The organism is Nostoc sp. (assembly GCF_036919615.1).
Classification (GTDB): Bacteria; Cyanobacteriota; Cyanobacteriia; order Cyanobacteriales; family Nostocaceae; genus Nostoc.
In genome coordinates this window covers 168,296-185,670 of record NZ_JBALCN010000003.1, presented here as the reverse complement: position 1 = coordinate 185,670, position 17,375 = coordinate 168,296, and the positions used below count along the sequence as shown (strand labels likewise).

Genomic DNA, 17,375 nt, shown 5'->3' with positions numbered 1-17,375 from the left:
TCGCTGACGAGTTTTTGATACTCGTGAACGGAGTTTTTGTATGGAATATTCTAGTTTCTACACTCTCAAGTGTCACACTACGGATTTTCGATGTTTGGAGACTGTGGATTTCCGATTGCCCCAAGCACCCAACCCAGGCGATCGCAATTATGGGAGAGTTAATGTAAGTGAACTATCAAAAATAACTATGATACATAAAAAACTCCCCTCTAAAATGAAGGGAGTCAAGAGTTGGTGATTAAAAATTAGCTTTACTGGCTGAGTAATCCAATAGCCATTTCCAAGTGAATTTTAGCTTTGTGTAAGTTCAGCAGGTTCTCTTGGTCATACCTATCTGGATAATTCATTCTTTTACCTTCCATTGTAATTTTGATCAGTGCTGCTTGCTCATCAGTGGGTGAGTTCATCTCATCTATCACTCCCTCAAAAAACTGGATAACGCTCAAACCGGGAGATTTTAATCCCTTTCCTTGTCTTAGCTGCTGTAATGCTATTTGGGGGAATACCAGCAAAGATGTGATGTAGGAAACTTTGTATCCGGGGTTTCCTGTTGGCTTGATACCGTATCGACGGCATAAGTCACGTAACTCTGGAACAGTTTTGATTTCAAGTTGCGATCGTGTAAACATGGAATTACCATTTCTCAAAAGTGGTATCAATGGTGAACCATTTGTCAGGATGAAAACACCACTGATAAAAAACTCTATTCCTTTGCTTCCAAAAGAATCAAGTTATATTTATATCTCTCAACAATGCCCAATCCCAAAGGTAATCCACAGAATTTTGAGCCAATTAGGTCAACTAGAGACAAACCATTGACTGAGAAAATGAATATACGTATGACTAAGGAAATGAAGGAAGAGGTACAGCAACAAGAGAACCCTCCTGAGTTTTGCAGAGAAGCTATCCAAGAGAAGCTAGATAAAAATAAGGGTAAGAGTAACCCTTAATCATTTGATCAGCCGCAACAGGAGCAAAAGCATTCTACCCTGACCCCCTTGTGCTAGATAATGGTGACGGTGTTGGAAAGAGGTAGAGAAGATACCGTTGGTAACTTTTCACTTTCTTGATGATAAGTTCCATTAATTAGTTTTCAGTGAGGGCAGCATCTGGCTTTTTAACTTTTGTAATTCATTTGCCAACATCAAAAAAGCTGCTTCAACCCGAAAAAAGGAATTGAGGAAACATGACTTTAGTAACTCACCGTTTCATCGAAACCAACGGCATCAAGATGCATATTGCCGAACAGGGGCAAGGCCCATTGGTCATCTTGTGTCATGGCTTCCCAGAATGTTGGTACTCCTGGCGGCATCAGTTATCAGCATTAGCTGAAGCAGGGTTCCACGCAGTAGCACCAGACCAACGTGGCTATGGGCAGACCTCAATACCGGAACCAATTGAGGCATATCATATTTTCCAGTTGGTAGGTGATATTGTTGGTCTGGTTAATGCACTGGGTGAGGAGCAAGCAATTATTGTTGGACACGATTGGGGTGCGCCCGTTGCCTGGTATTGTGCCCTACTCCGTCCAGATATCTTCCACGCTATCTCCCTGCTAAGTGTGCCCTATCAACCCCGCAGTTGGTCAGACATTCGACCGACAGAAGCAATGAAGTTGATGGCAGGCGAGCAGGAGTTCTATCAACTATACTTCCAAGAACCAGGTAAAGCTGAGGCGGAACTAGAGTCTGATGTTCGCGCTACTATACGTTCAATTCTCTACTCCGCCTCAGGAGATCCACCACCAGAAAAACGTTGGCGCTTCCTGTTTAGCAAATCGGAAAAGCCAATAGACACAAGTTACGCATCAGAGCAACTTCCAACTTGGTTAACAGACCAGGATATCGACTTTTTCACCTCTGAGTTTGAGCGGACTGGTTTCCGAGGCGGGTTGAACTGGTATCGAAACATCGATAAAATCTGGGAACTAACACCGTTTCTGTGTGGCGCAAAGCTGCGCCAGCCAACATTGTTTGTGGCGGGAGAAGCAGATGCAGTGATCACAATGTACCGTAAAGCATTCGACACCCTAGAGGAAAACGTGCCTAACTTGAGGCAGAAAGTATTGCTACCAAAGGCTGGTCATTGGATTCAGCAAGAACGCCCAGTCGAAGTTAACAGATTGCTCATCGAGTTTCTAACAAACCTCCAAATCAATAAGTCGATTACCTAAAAGTTCTGTAGAGAAGATGGTAGCCTGCGGCAAGCCGCTACGTGTCTACGATAAATTAAGCTTTTGGGCGATTTTTGCGTAAGTCCTAATCAATTGGAAACTGTGGATTTGCGTTGTCTAACGACAAGCTGCTACGCGTCTACGCAATCATGGCATTAAGCAAAGAGGGTTAAAGAAGAATGCAGAATTCAGAATTGGTGAATTCTGAACAAGAAAATGGGGGATTGGGCGGAAAGTCTGAGCGCAGGTTTCCTCCAATTAAAACTTTCCAAGACGATCCGCCACTTTCTTGTAGACAAAAACAGCAGGAGGAAAAGCAAGTAAGTCTTTCCTTAGCCCCTATAGAACCCATTTGACATCCCTGATTCCGTTGTTAAATCACTCGATCAAGGATTGCCTGAAAGCCATCCATCTATTTCGTGAAGAAAGATACTAAATGGGTTCTATAAGGTTTCTAAGACTTCTGAATTGAGGAACCTTACTTTTGCCAGTGAAGCATACTTGTCTTGTTCAGAGCGATAGCCAGCCGCACAAGCTACGACTGTCGTAAAGCCTTTGGCAGTCAACCCCAATAAATTATCGTAGTTGACAGGTTCAATTCCTTCCATTGGGCAGGTGTCAACACCGAGTAACGCGGCACTGGTCATAAAGTTACCTAGTGCAATGTAAACTTGGCGCGTTGACCAGTCATTGACATTAAAACTGCGTGCGCCATGAACCACGTCACTGACGATCAGGTTCCGATAGCCTGCCATTGCATCTACAGTCCCTCCACGAAGCTCGGCAGTGCGGGCGATAAAATGATCGACATGCTCGGCAGTGAGATTCTTTTTGATCGTAAACACAACATAGTGAGAACAATCAGTAACTTGTGATTGATTCCAAGAGAAGGGCTTGAGCTGTTCTTTGATTTCCGGGCTGGTGACAACCAGAAATTTCCAAGGTTGAAGCCCATAGGAAGAGGGTGACAACACCAAGGTATCTTCTAAAGCTGTCCAGATTTCTGGAGAAATTGTTTTGGATGGATCAAATTGCTTGGTGGCATAGCGCCATTTGAGGTGTTCCAGTAGGTCTGTCGTGGTGATGTGATTCATAGATAAATGAATTCCTTCTGATTAATAATTTCGCTCTTAATGCACAATTTTGAGCGAAACAATCTCAATTCGCACGTATTTCTTAAATATCCCATTTCTATATCTTCTTTGCTTCAATCTACCTATTCCTGCCGATCTTACTCATTGGCAGAGCCTTTTGGAACGAGAGAGAATCGCTAAAAAGATATCAAATGGGTTCTATAAAGAATTAAGCATTGATTTGCAGCACGATTTTGCCCCGGACATGACCGCCCTGACTCAATTCCTGAGCTTGACGGGCTTCAGACAAGGAAAACGTCTGAGCAACAAGCGTCTTAACCTGCCCGGAATCAAGTAAACTAGCAATTTCCTCTAGCAGCGAGGCTGAGGGTTTCATATTCATCATCTCTGCACGGATACCTCGTTCTTCAGCTTTTTGAGCATCGGGGGGAGCGGAGGTTGAAACCATAATGCCACCCGGCTTCACCACTGAATAAGAACGTGCTTGCGTGTCACCGCCTAACGTATCTAGAACTACATCAACATTCTCAACAACTTGTTCAAAGGGTGTGGTGTTATAGTCAATCACTTGATCAGCACCCAGAGATCGGACAAATTCTGCATTTGCAGCTGAGGCAGTTCCAATAACGTGCGCTCCTTTCCATTTAGCAAACTGCACTGCGAACATGCCAACTCCGCCCGATGCAGCATGAATTAGCACGGTTTGACCTGGCTTGAGATCAGCATGATCAAACAGCCCTTGATAAGCAGTCATTGCTACCATCGGTACTGATGCCGCTTCCACAAAATCGAGCGTCTTAGGCTTGGGCGCGATCGCCTCTTGTGGAGCCGTTGCGAACTGGGCATAAGCTCCCATTCTCAGTTCGCCATAAACTTCTTGACCGACTTGGAGGGCTTTGACATCTGCGCCGATCGCTTCCACAATGCCTGCGACATCCATTCCAGGCGTAAATGGCAAAGGCATTGGAAAAATTTCTTTCATATAGCCTGCCCGGATTTTCCAATCGAGCGGATTGACTCCGGCAGCCTGAACTCGAATTAGTACTTCATTCGGTTGTGGTTCGGGTTGGGCGATCGCTTCCAGTGTCAGCACGTCTGACTCGCCATAGTTATGAATGCGGATTGCTTGTATCATATTACTCATCTAAATTATTATAGTGTGTCAAAAATGTTCCAATTTTGAATCCCTTGGGTTTTCAAAAGGGTTTGAGCTTGTTGAAGTTCATCGGTCGTTCCCTCAAGGACTATCAAATACTGTCCTTGTGCTAACCGCTCGTTGTAAAGCTTGACTTGCTCATCTGGGATGTCCGTGCCGATTGCGGCTCCGAGTAAGCCGCCTGCTACAGCTCCATAAAACGCTCCTGTCGCCAGTCCCACCGAGGCAGCTCTTGCTCCAGCCAAGACGATCGAGCTAATGCCTGGAATTGCTAAGGTTACTAGTCCACCTCCTAAAAAGCCGATAATACTGCCCCAACTTCCAGCATCTAACGCACCATGCTCGATCCGCTCGATCGTGCGATCGCGAGCAAATTTAGCTTCAGACTGTACAGTTGCCTCTGTTGCTTTAAGCGTCACATCTTCTGAATTGAGGTGTTCACCAACAACTGAAACTTTGTTCATCGGAAAATCAGCCGCTTTAAGTTGATCAAGGGCTGACTCTGTGTGTTGGCGATCAGGAAATATCCCGGCTGCATTTTTATGTTCTAGCGCCATATTTAATGTCCTGGTTGAAAGTTTGCGATCGCAAGGTCTTTGTTTAACTGTTAGGTACTTAAAAGGTCATCTTCATCTTCTGTTATATTTTTGCATTCCTTATTCGCCTTTTCCAGGTTTGTTCGGTGAGGTGCAAGATGTGAGCTATGCCTAATCAGTATAAAAAAATTGTATCTTTGAAAGATTATTCAATACAAAATAGTTTAATTCTATACAACGCTTCATGGCATAATTTTAATCGCCAGTATCAGTAATCTAACTTAGCTAGGCAATTTTTATTACTAGGAGATAGACTTCAAATGAAAAAGTTCAAATCTTTAGCGACGTTAATGCTTTGTATTTCATCAGCATTCGGCACTTCAGTTATTCTAAATACCCCACAGGCGAAAGCAGAAAAAGTCTGTTCAAATAGAACTTTAAAAGGAGCCTATGAAATTCAAGGTGGTGGATATTTGAATAAGACACAGCCTTATGCATTAAACGCTTTAAATACCTTCGATGGCAATGGAAAAGTCGTAGGAACTGTTCTGGTTAGAAGTGTTGGAGGAACTATAACAACTAATACTGCCGTTAAAGGCACGTACCAAGTGAAAAGCGATTGTAGCTTTACTTCATCCTTCATTAGAGCCGATGGGACAAGTGCTAATTATAGTGGTGTTCTCTTCAACGATGGTAACAAGTTCGGTTACACTCAAACAGATCCCGGTACCATCGTTAATCTAAAAGGTGAAAGAGTCAATAAGGAATAACACTAGGATTTCGCCAAATTCATTGTCAATCAATACGAACATACAAATGCCACCCCAAAAATCAAGCCCCTGATTTCACCAATCAGGGGCTTTTTTATGCCTAAATTTATTTTGGTGGTTCTTAATTTTAATTTTGACTTTTGACTTCCCCAAAGGGGCTGACGCCTTTATTCTTTGTTGTTAATTACGAATTATGCTGACTGTTTGCGCCAGTTGTGTTTTTTAAGCTTTGTTTGCCAAGACTCCATGTAAGTGTAGAAAACAGGCGTCAAATAAAGTGTGAGGAACTGCGAGAACACTAACCCCCCAACTACCGCTAAACCAAGGGGACGGCGTGTATCTGCTCCGGCTCCCAAACCGAGGGCGATGGGCAGGGTACCCATGAGTGCTGCCATTGTCGTCATCATAATTGGACGGAACCTTACCAAGCAGGCTTCATAGATAGCATCATAGGGGGTTTTGCCGTTTTGACGGGCAATAATCGCAAAGTCAACCATCATAATCCCGTTTTTCTTCACAATGCCAACCAGCAGGATAATGCCCACGAAGGCGTAAATATTCAAGTCAACTTGAAACAGCAACAGGGTTAGCAGTGCCCCAAATCCAGCGGAGGGTAAGCTAGAAAGGATAGTCAGGGGGTGAATGAAGTTTTCGTAGAGAATCCCCAACACGATATAAATCACCAAGATGGCAACCAGCAGTAACAGTCCTAAACCCTGAATCGATGACTGGAATGCTTGCGCTGAACCTTGGAAGGCTGTACTAATAGTAGGTGGCAGTGTTTGACGGGCAAGTTGCTCAATTTTCCCAGTGACGTTACCGAGTGACACTCCTGGCTTGAGATTGAAGGAGAAGGTAACAGATGCTAGTTGTCCTTTGTGGTTGATGGTCAAGGGGCCGACATCTTTGGTCAAAGTTGCTACAGCGTTGAGAGGTACGAGTTGTCCACTGGGGGCACGAACTGAGAGTAAATCCAGGGCATTGGAATTTTGCTGATATTTTGGTTCCACGCCCATAATTACTTGGTACTGGTTATCGGGGGCGTAGATGGTGGAAACTTGGCGAGTACCATAGGCATTACTCAAGGCAGTTTCGATTTGATTGGCGGTCAAACCTAGAGCTGAAGCGTGGTCACGGTTGATGTTTACTTTTATTTGCGGATTTTTAATTTGCAAATCGCTGTTGACATCTTGTAAATCTGAGAGCGATCGCAGTTTTTCCTCTAAAACTGGAGCATACTGGTAAAGTTCCTGAATATTGGGAGTTTGCAGAGTAAATTGATACTGTGCTTTCGTCTGTTGTCCACCGACATTGATGGCTGGAGGATTTTGCAAGAAAACTTTGATTCCAGGCACACCTGACAACTTCGGTCGAAGTTCTTGGACAACTTCATCAGCACTGAGACGGCCTTCATGGCGGGGCTTGAGTTCGATTAAAATTCTTCCAGCGTTAGCGGAAGCATTTGGCCCGCCAGCCCCGACGCTGGAGTTGATGGAATAGACATTCGGATCACGGTAAGCGATCGCAGCTATTGCCTGTTGATGTTTTACCATTTCATCAAAGGATATATCCTCTGATGCTTGAGTAGTTGCAGTGATTTGTCCAACATCTGCGTTGGGAACAAACCCTTTAGGCACAATTATAAATAGATACACTGTTGCTATAAGAATCGCTCCAGAAATCACCATTGTCGTGCGGTGATACTTGAGTGATTTCTTTAAACTCCAATCGTATCCGCCCAATATCACATTAAAAACGTTTTCTGAAAAGTTGTAGAGACGACGGTTAAAATTTTGGATTTTGGATTTTAGACTTTCCTGCGGAATGCTACGCGAATGGTGTGAGCGGATTTTGGATTGGGAATTGAGAATTTCTCCCTCATCTCCCTCATCTCGCTCATCTTGCCCTGCTTCCCCTGCTTCCCCTGCTCCCTCACTCTCCGGTTCATGATGAGGTGGACTCAAGAATCTGGAACACAGCATTGGCGTCAAGCTGAGGGAAATTACGCCAGATACCAAGATTGCAACGCTAATAGTAACAGCGAACTCACGGAAGAGTCGCCCCAAAATGCCTTCCATGAACAGTATAGGGATAAATACTGCTACTAAGGAAATGGTCATAGATAAAATTGTGAAACCAATTTCTCTAGAACCATTTAGGGCTGCTTCCATCCGGCTTTCACCCATCTCCATGTGGCGGACAATGTTCTCCAGCATGACTACAGCATCATCAACCACGAAACCTACTGAAAGAGTTAACGCCATCAGCGACAGGTTATCGAGGGAATAACCAAGCAGTAGCATAATTGCAAAAGTCGCTACTATCGAAAGCGGTACTGCCAAACTGGGAATGAGTGTAGCTGAGATATTGCGGAGAAACAGAAAGATTACCAGCACCACCAGAGCAATGGTGAGCAACAGCGTGAATTGTACATCATCCACCGACTCGCGAATTGACTGGGAGCGATCGTAGAGAATATCTACGTTCACAGCTGCCGGAATCTGTGTCCGAAAGGTGGGTAGCAGTTTCTTGATAGCATCCACTACTTGAACAGTATTAGTTCCCGGTTGGCGCTGAACTGCCAGAACGATCGCCCGGACGCCAGAATTTTGGATTTTAGATTTGGGATTTTGGATTGAGGATTTCTCCCCTGCTCCCCCTGCTTCCCCTGCTCCTTTTGTCCCCTTTTCTTTTACAGGAAAATACCAGCTTGCTATTTTATCATTTTCCACACTGTCCAGGACTTGACCCAATTCTCCTAGCTGCACTGATGCGCCGTTCTGATAAGCCACACTTAGGGAGCGATAGCTGGCAGCATCGTTGAGTTGACCGTTTGCTTGGATCGTAGAATTTTGCTGTTGCCCGTAAAGTGTCCCGGTAGGTAAGTTGACATTTCCGTTAGCGATCGCATCAGCCACTTCATCAATTCCTATTCCCTTTACACTCAGTGATTCGGGATCAAGCTGAATCCGTACCGCGTATTTTTGGGAGCCGTACACCTGTACTTGCGCCACTCCATCCACCATTGACAGGCGTTGTGCCAGCAATGTTTCAGCATACTTGTCTACAGTTGAGAGAGGCAGAATAGACGAATTCAGGGAGATATAAAGGACTGGCTGATCCGCCGGATTTACCTTCCGGTAAGACGGGGGATTAGGCATATTCGTGGGCAACTGCTTCGCTGCCTTGGAAATAGCAGACTGGACATCTTGTGCTGCCCCGTCGATATCCCGATTTAGGTCAAATTGCATCGTAATCTGGGCGCTACCCAAAGAGCTGGTAGAGTTCATCGAACTCAATCCCGCGATGCTAGAAAACTGCTGCTCTAAAGGAGTTGCTACTGAGGCAGCCATCGTCTCTGGACTAGCTCCAGGCAGGTTAGCTGTTACCTGAAGTGTTGGATAATCTACATTGGGTAGATCGCTAACGGGTAGCTGTTGATAACTGATCAGCCCAAATATCAAAATGCCAATCATAACTAGGGTTGTCATGATTGGACGCCGGATGAATACCTCGGAAATGTTCATCGCGCTTCCTGCCTCTTGCTTCCTACTTCCGGTTTCACTTGGACTGTGGCACCAGCCACTAGGTTGAATTGTCCATCAGTAACTACTTGCTCACCTGATTTCAACCCTTGCTTGATCACCGTTTCGTTCTTAACGCTGTCACCGACGGTAATTGGACGCATTTCTGCTGTTTTGTCGGGTTTGACTACATAGACAAACTGCCCCTGCTGTCCACTCTGTATCGCCTGAGAAGGAATAGTAATGGCATTTGGTTCTTCGCTCAGTTTGAGGACTACATTGACAAACTGCCCTGGAAAAAGTCGCTCGTCAGCGTTGGCAAAAGTACCCTTAAGTTGAATCGTACCTGTTTGGGTATTGACTCCACTATCAACAAAGGTGAGTTCGCCTCGTACCGGATGCCCTGCATCTTTAGGAGGTAAAGCATCGACTTCTAACTTGCCGTTAGCACTGTATTTTTTGATGTCTGGCAGCAATCGCTGGGGAATGAAAAAATTGACGTAAATCGGGCGAATTTGGCTAATTGTAATTAACGGATCAGTAGCATTCGCCTGTACCAAGTTTCCTTGATTTAGCTTCAGGCTGCCTGTGCGTCCGGCAATTGGTGAGTAAATGGAACTGTAAGAAAGCTGAACTTTGGCATTGTCGATCGCAGCTTCATCTGATGCTACTGCTGCCTCGGCATTTTGTACATCTGCTTGGGCTGCCGCCACCGCTGCTTGGGCATTTGCTACTCCACCTTGATCTGCTTTCACCGTCGCCTGTTGAGCATCAGCACTGGTTTGGTACTGTTGGGCCTGTTCTTTACTGATTGCCCCTTTGTTGAGCAAACTAGCATAACGTTGAGCTTGCACATCTGCATTTGTTGCCTGCGCCTTATCCTTGACTACATTCGCTTTCGCCTGGTTCACTTGGGCAATGGATTTGAGCACATTTGCCTGTGCCTGTTTCACCAGCGCTAAATCTTTGGCTTTGGCAGCATTAGCTTGCATCAGCGCGGCTTGTAGAGGGCGGGAATCAATTTTAAATAACAAGTCTCCTTTCTTAACGTTCTGTCCTTGCTGAAAATAGACGCCAGTAAGTTGTCCGCCCACTTGAGACTTGACAGATACCGTGGAATATGCTTCCACCGTTCCCGTAGCCGATAGCTGTATTGGAATCGTTTTTTCAGTCGCAGTGGCAACCACAACTGGCACAGCTCGTTTTTTTCCTGCTTCTTTTCCACTAGATTCGGCTTCAGAAGCATTACAGGCACTACACAAGTAGGCTAGACTTAACATAAGTAGCGAGAACCGCCCTCTTTGAATAATGCTTTGAAAACGAGGAATAGTTTGAGCAGCCAAGGACGAAGGCTTTGTCGTCTGAACAGGGGCTAAACAGCGCATATCAAGAATCTGGGAGAAAGGGGCAAGCACAGACACGTACTAGCTTGTCGTTAGACATCGCATTTTCTGCAAAATAATGGTTGGTTGCGATTAATTCTAATTAGAGAAGCGTAATATTAGTTAATCTAAACATTAGTGTACTAATAAATTTCTTGTTTAGCCTACCCCTTTTGGCAAGAAATTGTTGTAACACGGTTGTGACTTTGGGATGAAGCTGTTGTGACTTTGGTATGAAGACGTTGTGACTTTATTATAGGATTGTGTTGCAAAAATTGTTTGAGAACAAATGAAATAGCCTAAACAACAACTTTATTTTCCGAAGGCGATCGCTGTTTGTCGTCAAGCCAAAATGAATCTTTTGACTCAGACATTCAAGCGATGCCTACGGCGGTAAACTACGCCCTCAACTGAAATTTAAGCAGCACAAAAAATCGGGGCAGGTTGTAAACCCGCCCCGATCGCTTCTGATATACTGCGCCCAACTGCTGTTGCTACAGGCTTTAAACTATCAACTAAATGCACCATATCTTCTAAAGAAAGTGCTTGACGGGCATCAGAAACAGATTTTTCTGGTTCTGGGTGACATTCAATAATTAATCCATCTGCACCGCAAGCGATCGCAGCCCTAGCCACAGGTGCCACCAGTTCCCGTTTACCGACGGCATGGGAAGGATCTACAATCACAGGCAAATGAGTGATTTGCTTGAGTGCTGCCACTGCTCCTAAATCTAGAACATTGCGAGTGTAATCATCGAAACTGCGGATACCTCTTTCACATAACACCACATCAGGATTACCGTGGCAGAGGATATATTCAGCAGCCATGATGAATTCTTCAATTGTCGCTGCTAAACCACGCTTGAGCAGTATTGGTTTACCAGCTTGTCCCAAAGCTTTGAGCAAGTCGAAGTTTTGCATATTCCGGCTACCAACTTGAAGCATATCAGCGTGTGCGGCGACTACTTCAATTTGGGAAATTGACATCACCTCAGTGACAACTGGCATATTGTAATGCGATCGCACCCTTGCCAAAATCTTTAATCCTGACTCTCCCATACCCTGGAAAGCGTAGGGAGATGTGCGAGGTTTGTAGACACCACCACGCAACCCATGCACGGATGCAGTAGATAGCTTTTGGGCAACTATCTCCATTTGTTCTAAGCTTTCAACGGTGCAGGGGCCGCCGATAATTACCAGTTCTTTGCCCCCGAAGGCGACTTTTTCTGAGATTTTTATGATTGTCTGGTGGTTTGGATGGGATTGTGCGGCAAGTTTGGCATTAATCATGGTTCCATTCTCCTAAAAATTAAGTATTGGGCACTATTTTGCAATCACAAAAAAGCCCGAAACCTTTGAGGAGTTCCGGGCGCGTTCTGATTCATTGACATGACGCTATTTACCCGGAACTTAATCTGGGCCAAAAGTAAAAGCCATAAAACCAGCTACTTAAATAAGTCATGACGATGAAATTCTCCTTAAAACAACAAAAACCGCAGAGTTCGCTCTGCGGTTCACCGGGCGGTTTCCATCAGGAAACTCGATTCACTCCCGGTGAACCACCCTAAACCAAAAATAAAAGTAGGAATATGTGTTAAGCATTTGCGGGGCTTTTGCTAGAAAACTTAAGAACTATACCTATGTAGGCTAACACTAACAGGAAGAGGAGGCGGTGTCAAGACCCCCACAAACTATCAAAAAAGCGATAGACTCAGTAAAAATGTAAGAGTCAAGACTAGTAACGCTTTGCAAAATTCAAAATCACGCCTTGTTCTGATTGTGTGGTGCTGTACTAGTACGCCACGGCGTAAATAGAGGAACCATTTAAAATCCCTAAAAAGCCCATTCCAAAATACTTTTGACTTTTGACTTTTGACTTTTGACTTCCGCCTTGCGGTACTAGTTGCCTATTTGCGTAGACGAAGAAAGCGGTGGCTTCCATCCCTGAGAAGTTGAAAGAGCCAGGATTGAGAAGTTAAAATTATAATTCTCCTGACTTGTCACCTCACCTTGCGAAAGCTTATTGCAGACAATTGACGCTCGCTATAGATTATTCTTACCCAAGTCCTCATTGACCAGATCAACTTTTTAGAATCATCAGTTTCATTATGCCCAGTTCCAAAATCTTAGCCCAATCTTTCGACTATCATGGAGTTTACCCCTGCCCAGTCTGTCGGATAGGTAAGATTTATCATCTGCCATTGATGGAAGCTATGGGTTGTGACTTTTGCCACGAGATTTTTACAGTTAACCTAGAACTACAGCAAATCAAGATGCCTTCTAGGCAACCACCCTTAATTTGGCGTTGGAATGGGTTTAGTTGGACAGAAGCCCAGTTGGAAGGTGTGGAATTAGGTTGGGGTTATGGACTAGCAGCAGCAGTTTTTATAATTCTTCCCACTACTCTAATTGGCATAGTAGCTTACTATTTTCCTGCTAATCTCAAGGAACCGATTACTTGGATGCCATATATTTGGACGATATTAACTTTCTTATCACATTTATCAATTATTGTTTGGATTTTTATTGAAGTCTATCAGATTCCAATTGCAGCATATTTGAGAGCGATCGCTCGATGGAGAAATGGGGAGATGGGGAGATGAAAAGCAGGAAAGACAGGGGGAGCAGGGGGAGATGAGGGAGTGGAAGAAACCAATATTAAATGCTCAATGCCCAATGCTTAATGCTTAATGCCCCATAATCAATGACATAATAATCCAGCGAATAGACGACTCCATCACTGATAATTAAGTTGATTGTCCACCAAAATATCGTATGAGCGATCTGGAGCGGTACTATAGAGTTTTGGAATTAGAGCCTGGGGCAACACTTGACGAAGTGAACCAGGCTTACAAAGATTTAGTTTTTGTTTGGCATCCCGATCGCATTCCCAAAGACAATCTCCGTTTACAGCAGAAAGCACAAGACAAGCTGAAAGCCATAAATGAAGCTCGTGAAAAGTTGCGCTCTCTAAAAACCAAACCTCAAACCACATTTAACTCACCGCCACCTCAACAAGAAAAACCATCCCAAACAACCCAGCAAGCACCAAAGCAAAGCTCAGACTTGAGTGGCAAAGATTACAGTCGATCAAATTTGAGCAATAAAGACTTATCTGGCAGAAATTTGAGTTATGCCAATTTGAGTGGTGCTAATCTCAGCGATACTTTTATGCACAAAGTCAACCTCAGAGGTGCGAATTTATCTGAAGCAAATTTATTTCGGGCAAACCTACTTTTAGCGGATCTCAGGGAGGCGAATTTACGTGCTGCTAATTTGATTGGAGCTGATCTCAGTGGGGCCGACTTGCGAGGAGCCGACTTGACAGGAGCGCGGATTCGTTCTGGTGAGCGTCTTCTGGTTAAACTAGTTGGTACTAACTTAGCAGGGGCAATTATGCCTGATGGTTCAATTTATCAATAGCTGAGGTTGTGCCATAACACAGAGTGCATAAATTACTCAAATTAAAAAGCAAATAAGTATATTGAGAAAGCAATATAGTAGTTCTCGTTTGGGTGCAACACATGGCAATACCTTTCGGTCTGCGATTTTAATCATCAGCAGTATCTTTTAATAAGTCAGAAATCTGACCTAGCCTTATCCATCCCTACAACCTGCTTGTAAAATTGAATATGATACATTAAGACTTTTAGGCACTGTGAACTTTTTTATCGGTTGTGCTGTTTGGGCATATAAAGGTTGGGTGGGCGAACTCTATCCCCAAGGCACTCGCACTGCCGATTTTCTCCATCTCTACAGTCGTCGCTTTACCACTGTAGAAGGTAATACCACCTTTTATGCCGTGCCTAACCAAGAAACTGTAACCCGTTGGGCTGCCGAAACACTAGCAGGTTTTGAATTTTGTCTGAAATTACCGCGAGATATTACCCATCAAGGGTTGCTACAACCTTATATTCCGGCTGCTTTAAAATTTCTGGAGGCGATGCACCCTTTAGGGAAGCATCTTGGCCCGATATTTGCCCAGTTACCACCCAGTTATGCACCTGCATTACTTGAGGATTTGACCAACTTTCTGGAAGCTTGGCCACGTACAGAAGCACCCCTAGCGCTGGAAGTTCGGCATCACGACTGGTTCAAGGAACCCCATGCTAGTAATTTGACGGCGCTTTTAGAAAAGCTAGGTGTCGGACGGGTACTGTTAGACTCGCGCCCCATCTACACTGGAGATGATGACCCGCAGTTGCAATCGGAACGGCGTAAACCCAAATTACCGTTACAATTGAGTGTCACAGCACCTTTTACTCTGATTCGGTTTATTTCTCATCGAAATTTATCAGTCAATCAGCCGTTTATGGAAGAGTGGGTAAGGCAGATTCAGCAATGGTTGCCAATGGGAGTGCGAATTTATTTCTTTGTCCATTGTCCAATAGAAGCGCGATCGCCTAGCACAGCCCGTCACTTCCAACAGTTATTAGAACAGAGTGATACACCAGTTCCACCCCTACCTTGGAATAACCTTGAGCATCTCCCCAATCAGCTGAGTTTATGGTCTTGAAAGGCAGGGTGCAAGGACAGGGGGAGTAGTCCCACAGAAGGAAATTTATAATTTTTTAACTTTTACAACATATCTAATGTTTAGTAATTAAAAAAAGAGCGATAATTAATCTTGCGATACTTTTCTGTTAAAGCTTCATATTCCTTTCTCCTTGACAAAAGGGGTAATAGCCCCATTTGTTAAATCGTGATCAAGGGTTTAAGTGATGCATAAATATATTTAACAGAAAAGCATTGATTTTTAATATGTATGTGATTTCAGCGAATTTTTTGAGAGCAGTTACATCAAAGGAGGTTGAGATGAGTCGTCTTCTTTATGAAAGTTCAGTCTCATACAAAGGATATCTCATCATTCCATTTGTTTTTGGACAGGCTGATAATTACGAAATTTATTCGTATAAATTGCTATCTGAGATTGGGCAAAGAAGCCAATTTCATAAAGCAGAAAACCCAGCAAGAATCTATGGAAGTGGTGTTAGTAATATAGTTGATATTGCTAAAGAACATATTGATCAAAATTCCGAGTTTGTTCATCGGGGGGATAGTTTTAAGTCTCGCTACATTTATCAGAACAATTTGATTATCATCTTCCAAGAAGGAGATAAATGTTTTTATGACCATTACCCACCAGAGTTATTGAATAATATTGCAGCTCCAAAATTATTCAAATCTGAATATGAATGTCTCAGTTGGATTAAGCAAGGGCTTAATGGGCGACATGTGCGTCAAAGAGCTATTTGAATAAGGCAGAAGTTATCCAATTTTGAATTTTGAATTTTGGATTTAAGAGAAATCTAAAATTGGCAAGTTAAGAATAAAACAAGCTTAATATCTTGTTTTCACCTCGTTCCCAGTCTTCGACTGGGAACGCCCCTCATTGAGGCTCCGCCTCCCGTATTCGCGGCAAACTGCGTAAGCTAGGTGCTAGTTCCTCACTACTACGCCCAAGTTCGGAAAAATCTGCTAACAAAACACACTTTTCCTCAAAAGCATCTAGAAAGCGTTCAGCCGCACCTAAATTAAACCGAATCATATAGTTTTTATATCTTTTAAATCTTGCTTGGCTGCTAGCTACACCTAAACTCACAGTTAAAACAACCGCTGTTAAAATTCTCACTTGTTTTCAGATATTGTCGGAAATATAAACGATATAATTCACACACAGGAGTACTGCGATCGCCTTCTAAATTAATTAGCCCCATCCTCTGTAATTTATATGCCAATGCCGGTTCTAATTTTAGATAATTTCTAGCGTTAATTACTTCGTAAAAAGCATTTCTCAATTCTGGCTCATCTCCTAGTGTTAAGACAAACTGCCTTAAATACTCGTGATAAATTCCGGTTTCTGTAGGTGCTTGTTGTAATAGCTGTTCTAAATCCCCTTCCAGTCCCCCTTTACCTACAAGCAGATAAAAAGCCAATCGCACCAAATAAGGATATCCTCCCACCATTGCCATTAAACTCTCGGCATCTTTACCATCTGTCCAATCCAAGCCGTGACGTAGCGCCAAATCCTGCACCTGCTCTTTTGTAAAGGGAGGTAAATTAATTGTCAAACCAATATTAAATGGTGATTGAGTTAATTTTCTAGGAACAAGAATTTCTGTTGAATAAACCAGAATCAGGCGCAGTTTTTGCCAAATTTCTACGCCTTTAGCTTATTCATGCCAAGTTCGTATCAGTGATAGTAATTCTCCAGCAATTTCCTGATACTCAAATACCTAATCCACTTCATTCAATACCAAGACAAGGGGACTTGAGAGCGCAGACAGCAAATATTCCTGGAAATAGATAGAGCAACTTACTTTGCTACCCATATCTTCATCCCAATAATCATTAAGTTTTGGTTCTAGCTGTAACTCCCGACTGACTTTGGTACAGAACCAGCATAAAAATTTATCCAAACTGGCAAATACTGCTTTATCTGCTTGTTGAAAGTCTAACGTCACAGTGTGAAAGCCTTGATTGTTAGGGCGTGCAAGCAACCGCAAAATCAGAGAGCTTTTCCCCATCTTCTTGGGTGCTTTGATGCAGATGACACTCCCAGGTTCAGACATTTCTGCGTAGGCGAGTTCCTCAATTGACGGACGAGGTATGTATAATCTGGAATTAAGAGATACTGGGCCACTAGGAAATTCTAAGGATATAGCCGTAGCTGCTTTGTTGAATTCCTTAACTAACTGCTGATGCGCTTTGCTAAGACGATGATTTTCTAAAGTCTGGCG

General features: G+C 43.6%; 17 protein-coding genes and 1 pseudogene. 9 read left to right on the top strand and 9 right to left on the bottom strand.

What is annotated here, in order from left to right; translation table 11 throughout:
* Positions 1-23: 23 nt before the first annotated feature.
* Positions 24-167, top strand: a complete 144-nt coding sequence (locus V7K48_RS01680) for a hypothetical protein (RefSeq protein ID WP_335068994.1) — start codon at positions 24-26, stop codon at positions 165-167.
* Between the two features lie 84 nt (positions 168-251).
* Here V7K48_RS01680 and V7K48_RS01675 read toward each other — a convergent pair whose 3' ends face one another.
* The gene (locus V7K48_RS01675; protein WP_334960773.1) at positions 252-629 is read right to left on the bottom strand and encodes a hypothetical protein; all 378 of its coding nucleotides are present in this window, start codon (positions 627-629) and stop codon (positions 252-254) included.
* Positions 630-752: 123 nt separating this feature from the next.
* Between V7K48_RS01675 and V7K48_RS01670 the strand changes: the two genes are divergently transcribed.
* The 3 genes from V7K48_RS01670 to V7K48_RS01660 all read left to right on the top strand — a co-directional run bounded on the left by V7K48_RS01670 (position 753) and on the right by V7K48_RS01660 (position 2,529).
* Positions 753-950 carry a hypothetical protein gene (locus V7K48_RS01670; RefSeq protein WP_335068992.1) on the top strand — a complete coding sequence of 66 codons (198 nt, stop codon included), beginning with the start codon at positions 753-755 and terminating at the stop codon, positions 948-950.
* Positions 951-1,186: 236 nt separating this feature from the next.
* Positions 1,187-2,173 (top strand): alpha/beta fold hydrolase, encoded by a 987-nt coding sequence (locus V7K48_RS01665; protein ID WP_335068990.1) that lies wholly within the window; start codon positions 1,187-1,189, stop codon positions 2,171-2,173.
* A 179-nt stretch (positions 2,174-2,352) separates the two neighbouring features.
* Complete coding sequence (locus V7K48_RS01660; protein ID WP_335068989.1) at positions 2,353-2,529, top strand: hypothetical protein; 177 nt, start codon at positions 2,353-2,355, stop codon at positions 2,527-2,529.
* Positions 2,530-2,616: 87 nt separating this feature from the next.
* Here the strand turns inward: V7K48_RS01660 and V7K48_RS01655 are convergent, their stop codons facing one another.
* From V7K48_RS01655 to V7K48_RS01645, 3 genes are all read right to left on the bottom strand, one after another.
* Positions 2,617-3,267, bottom strand: a complete 651-nt coding sequence (locus tag V7K48_RS01655) for an NAD(P)H-dependent oxidoreductase (RefSeq protein ID WP_335068987.1) — start codon at positions 3,265-3,267, stop codon at positions 2,617-2,619.
* 208 nt (positions 3,268-3,475) lie between these two features.
* Positions 3,476-4,411, bottom strand: coding sequence for an NADP-dependent oxidoreductase (locus V7K48_RS01650; RefSeq protein WP_335068985.1), 936 nt, complete (start codon positions 4,409-4,411; stop codon positions 3,476-3,478).
* A gap of 8 nt (positions 4,412-4,419) precedes the next feature.
* Positions 4,420-4,980 (bottom strand): DUF1269 domain-containing protein, encoded by a 561-nt coding sequence (locus tag V7K48_RS01645; RefSeq protein WP_335068983.1) that lies wholly within the window; start codon positions 4,978-4,980, stop codon positions 4,420-4,422.
* 299 nt (positions 4,981-5,279) lie between these two features.
* Between V7K48_RS01645 and V7K48_RS01640 the strand changes: the two genes are divergently transcribed.
* The gene (locus tag V7K48_RS01640; RefSeq protein WP_335068981.1) at positions 5,280-5,729 is read left to right on the top strand and encodes a hypothetical protein; all 450 of its coding nucleotides are present in this window, start codon (positions 5,280-5,282) and stop codon (positions 5,727-5,729) included.
* A 191-nt stretch (positions 5,730-5,920) separates the two neighbouring features.
* Here V7K48_RS01640 and V7K48_RS01635 read toward each other — a convergent pair whose 3' ends face one another.
* The 3 genes from V7K48_RS01635 to aroF all read right to left on the bottom strand — a co-directional run bounded on the left by V7K48_RS01635 (position 5,921) and on the right by aroF (position 11,925).
* A complete protein-coding gene (locus V7K48_RS01635; protein ID WP_335068979.1) occupies positions 5,921-9,256 on the bottom strand; it encodes an efflux RND transporter permease subunit in 3,336 nt (1,111 codons plus the stop codon).
* On the bottom strand, positions 9,253-10,533 hold the full coding sequence (locus V7K48_RS01630; protein ID WP_335068977.1) for an efflux RND transporter periplasmic adaptor subunit: 1,281 nt from the start codon (positions 10,531-10,533) through the stop codon (positions 9,253-9,255). The genes V7K48_RS01635 and V7K48_RS01630 overlap by 4 nt, the downstream gene beginning before the upstream one ends.
* A gap of 519 nt (positions 10,534-11,052) precedes the next feature.
* The gene (gene aroF / locus V7K48_RS01625) at positions 11,053-11,925 is read right to left on the bottom strand and encodes a 3-deoxy-7-phosphoheptulonate synthase (protein ID WP_335068975.1); all 873 of its coding nucleotides are present in this window, start codon (positions 11,923-11,925) and stop codon (positions 11,053-11,055) included.
* An 818-nt stretch (positions 11,926-12,743) separates the two neighbouring features.
* Here aroF and V7K48_RS01620 point away from each other — a divergent pair.
* The 4 genes from V7K48_RS01620 to V7K48_RS01605 all read left to right on the top strand — a co-directional run bounded on the left by V7K48_RS01620 (position 12,744) and on the right by V7K48_RS01605 (position 15,891).
* Positions 12,744-13,238 (top strand): hypothetical protein, encoded by a 495-nt coding sequence (locus tag V7K48_RS01620; protein ID WP_335068973.1) that lies wholly within the window; start codon positions 12,744-12,746, stop codon positions 13,236-13,238.
* A 172-nt stretch (positions 13,239-13,410) separates the two neighbouring features.
* Positions 13,411-14,058: a pentapeptide repeat-containing protein gene (locus V7K48_RS01615; protein WP_335068971.1), complete on the top strand. Its 648-nt coding sequence runs from the start codon at positions 13,411-13,413 to the stop codon at positions 14,056-14,058.
* 235 nt (positions 14,059-14,293) lie between these two features.
* Entirely contained in the window at positions 14,294-15,151 is an 858-nt protein-coding gene (locus V7K48_RS01610; RefSeq protein ID WP_335068969.1) for a DUF72 domain-containing protein, read from the top strand.
* Positions 15,152-15,450: 299 nt separating this feature from the next.
* On the top strand, positions 15,451-15,891 hold the full coding sequence (locus V7K48_RS01605) for a hypothetical protein (RefSeq protein WP_335068967.1): 441 nt from the start codon (positions 15,451-15,453) through the stop codon (positions 15,889-15,891).
* A 133-nt stretch (positions 15,892-16,024) separates the two neighbouring features.
* On the opposite strand, the gene V7K48_RS01600 is transcribed toward V7K48_RS01605, so the two are convergent.
* Positions 16,025-16,183 (bottom strand): type II toxin-antitoxin system RelE/ParE family toxin, encoded by a 159-nt coding sequence (locus V7K48_RS01600; RefSeq protein ID WP_442949392.1) that lies wholly within the window; start codon positions 16,181-16,183, stop codon positions 16,025-16,027.
* A gap of 34 nt (positions 16,184-16,217) precedes the next feature.
* A pseudogene (locus V7K48_RS01595) lies at positions 16,218-17,297 on the bottom strand (AAA-like domain-containing protein).
* Between the last annotated feature and the right edge of the window lie 78 nt (positions 17,298-17,375).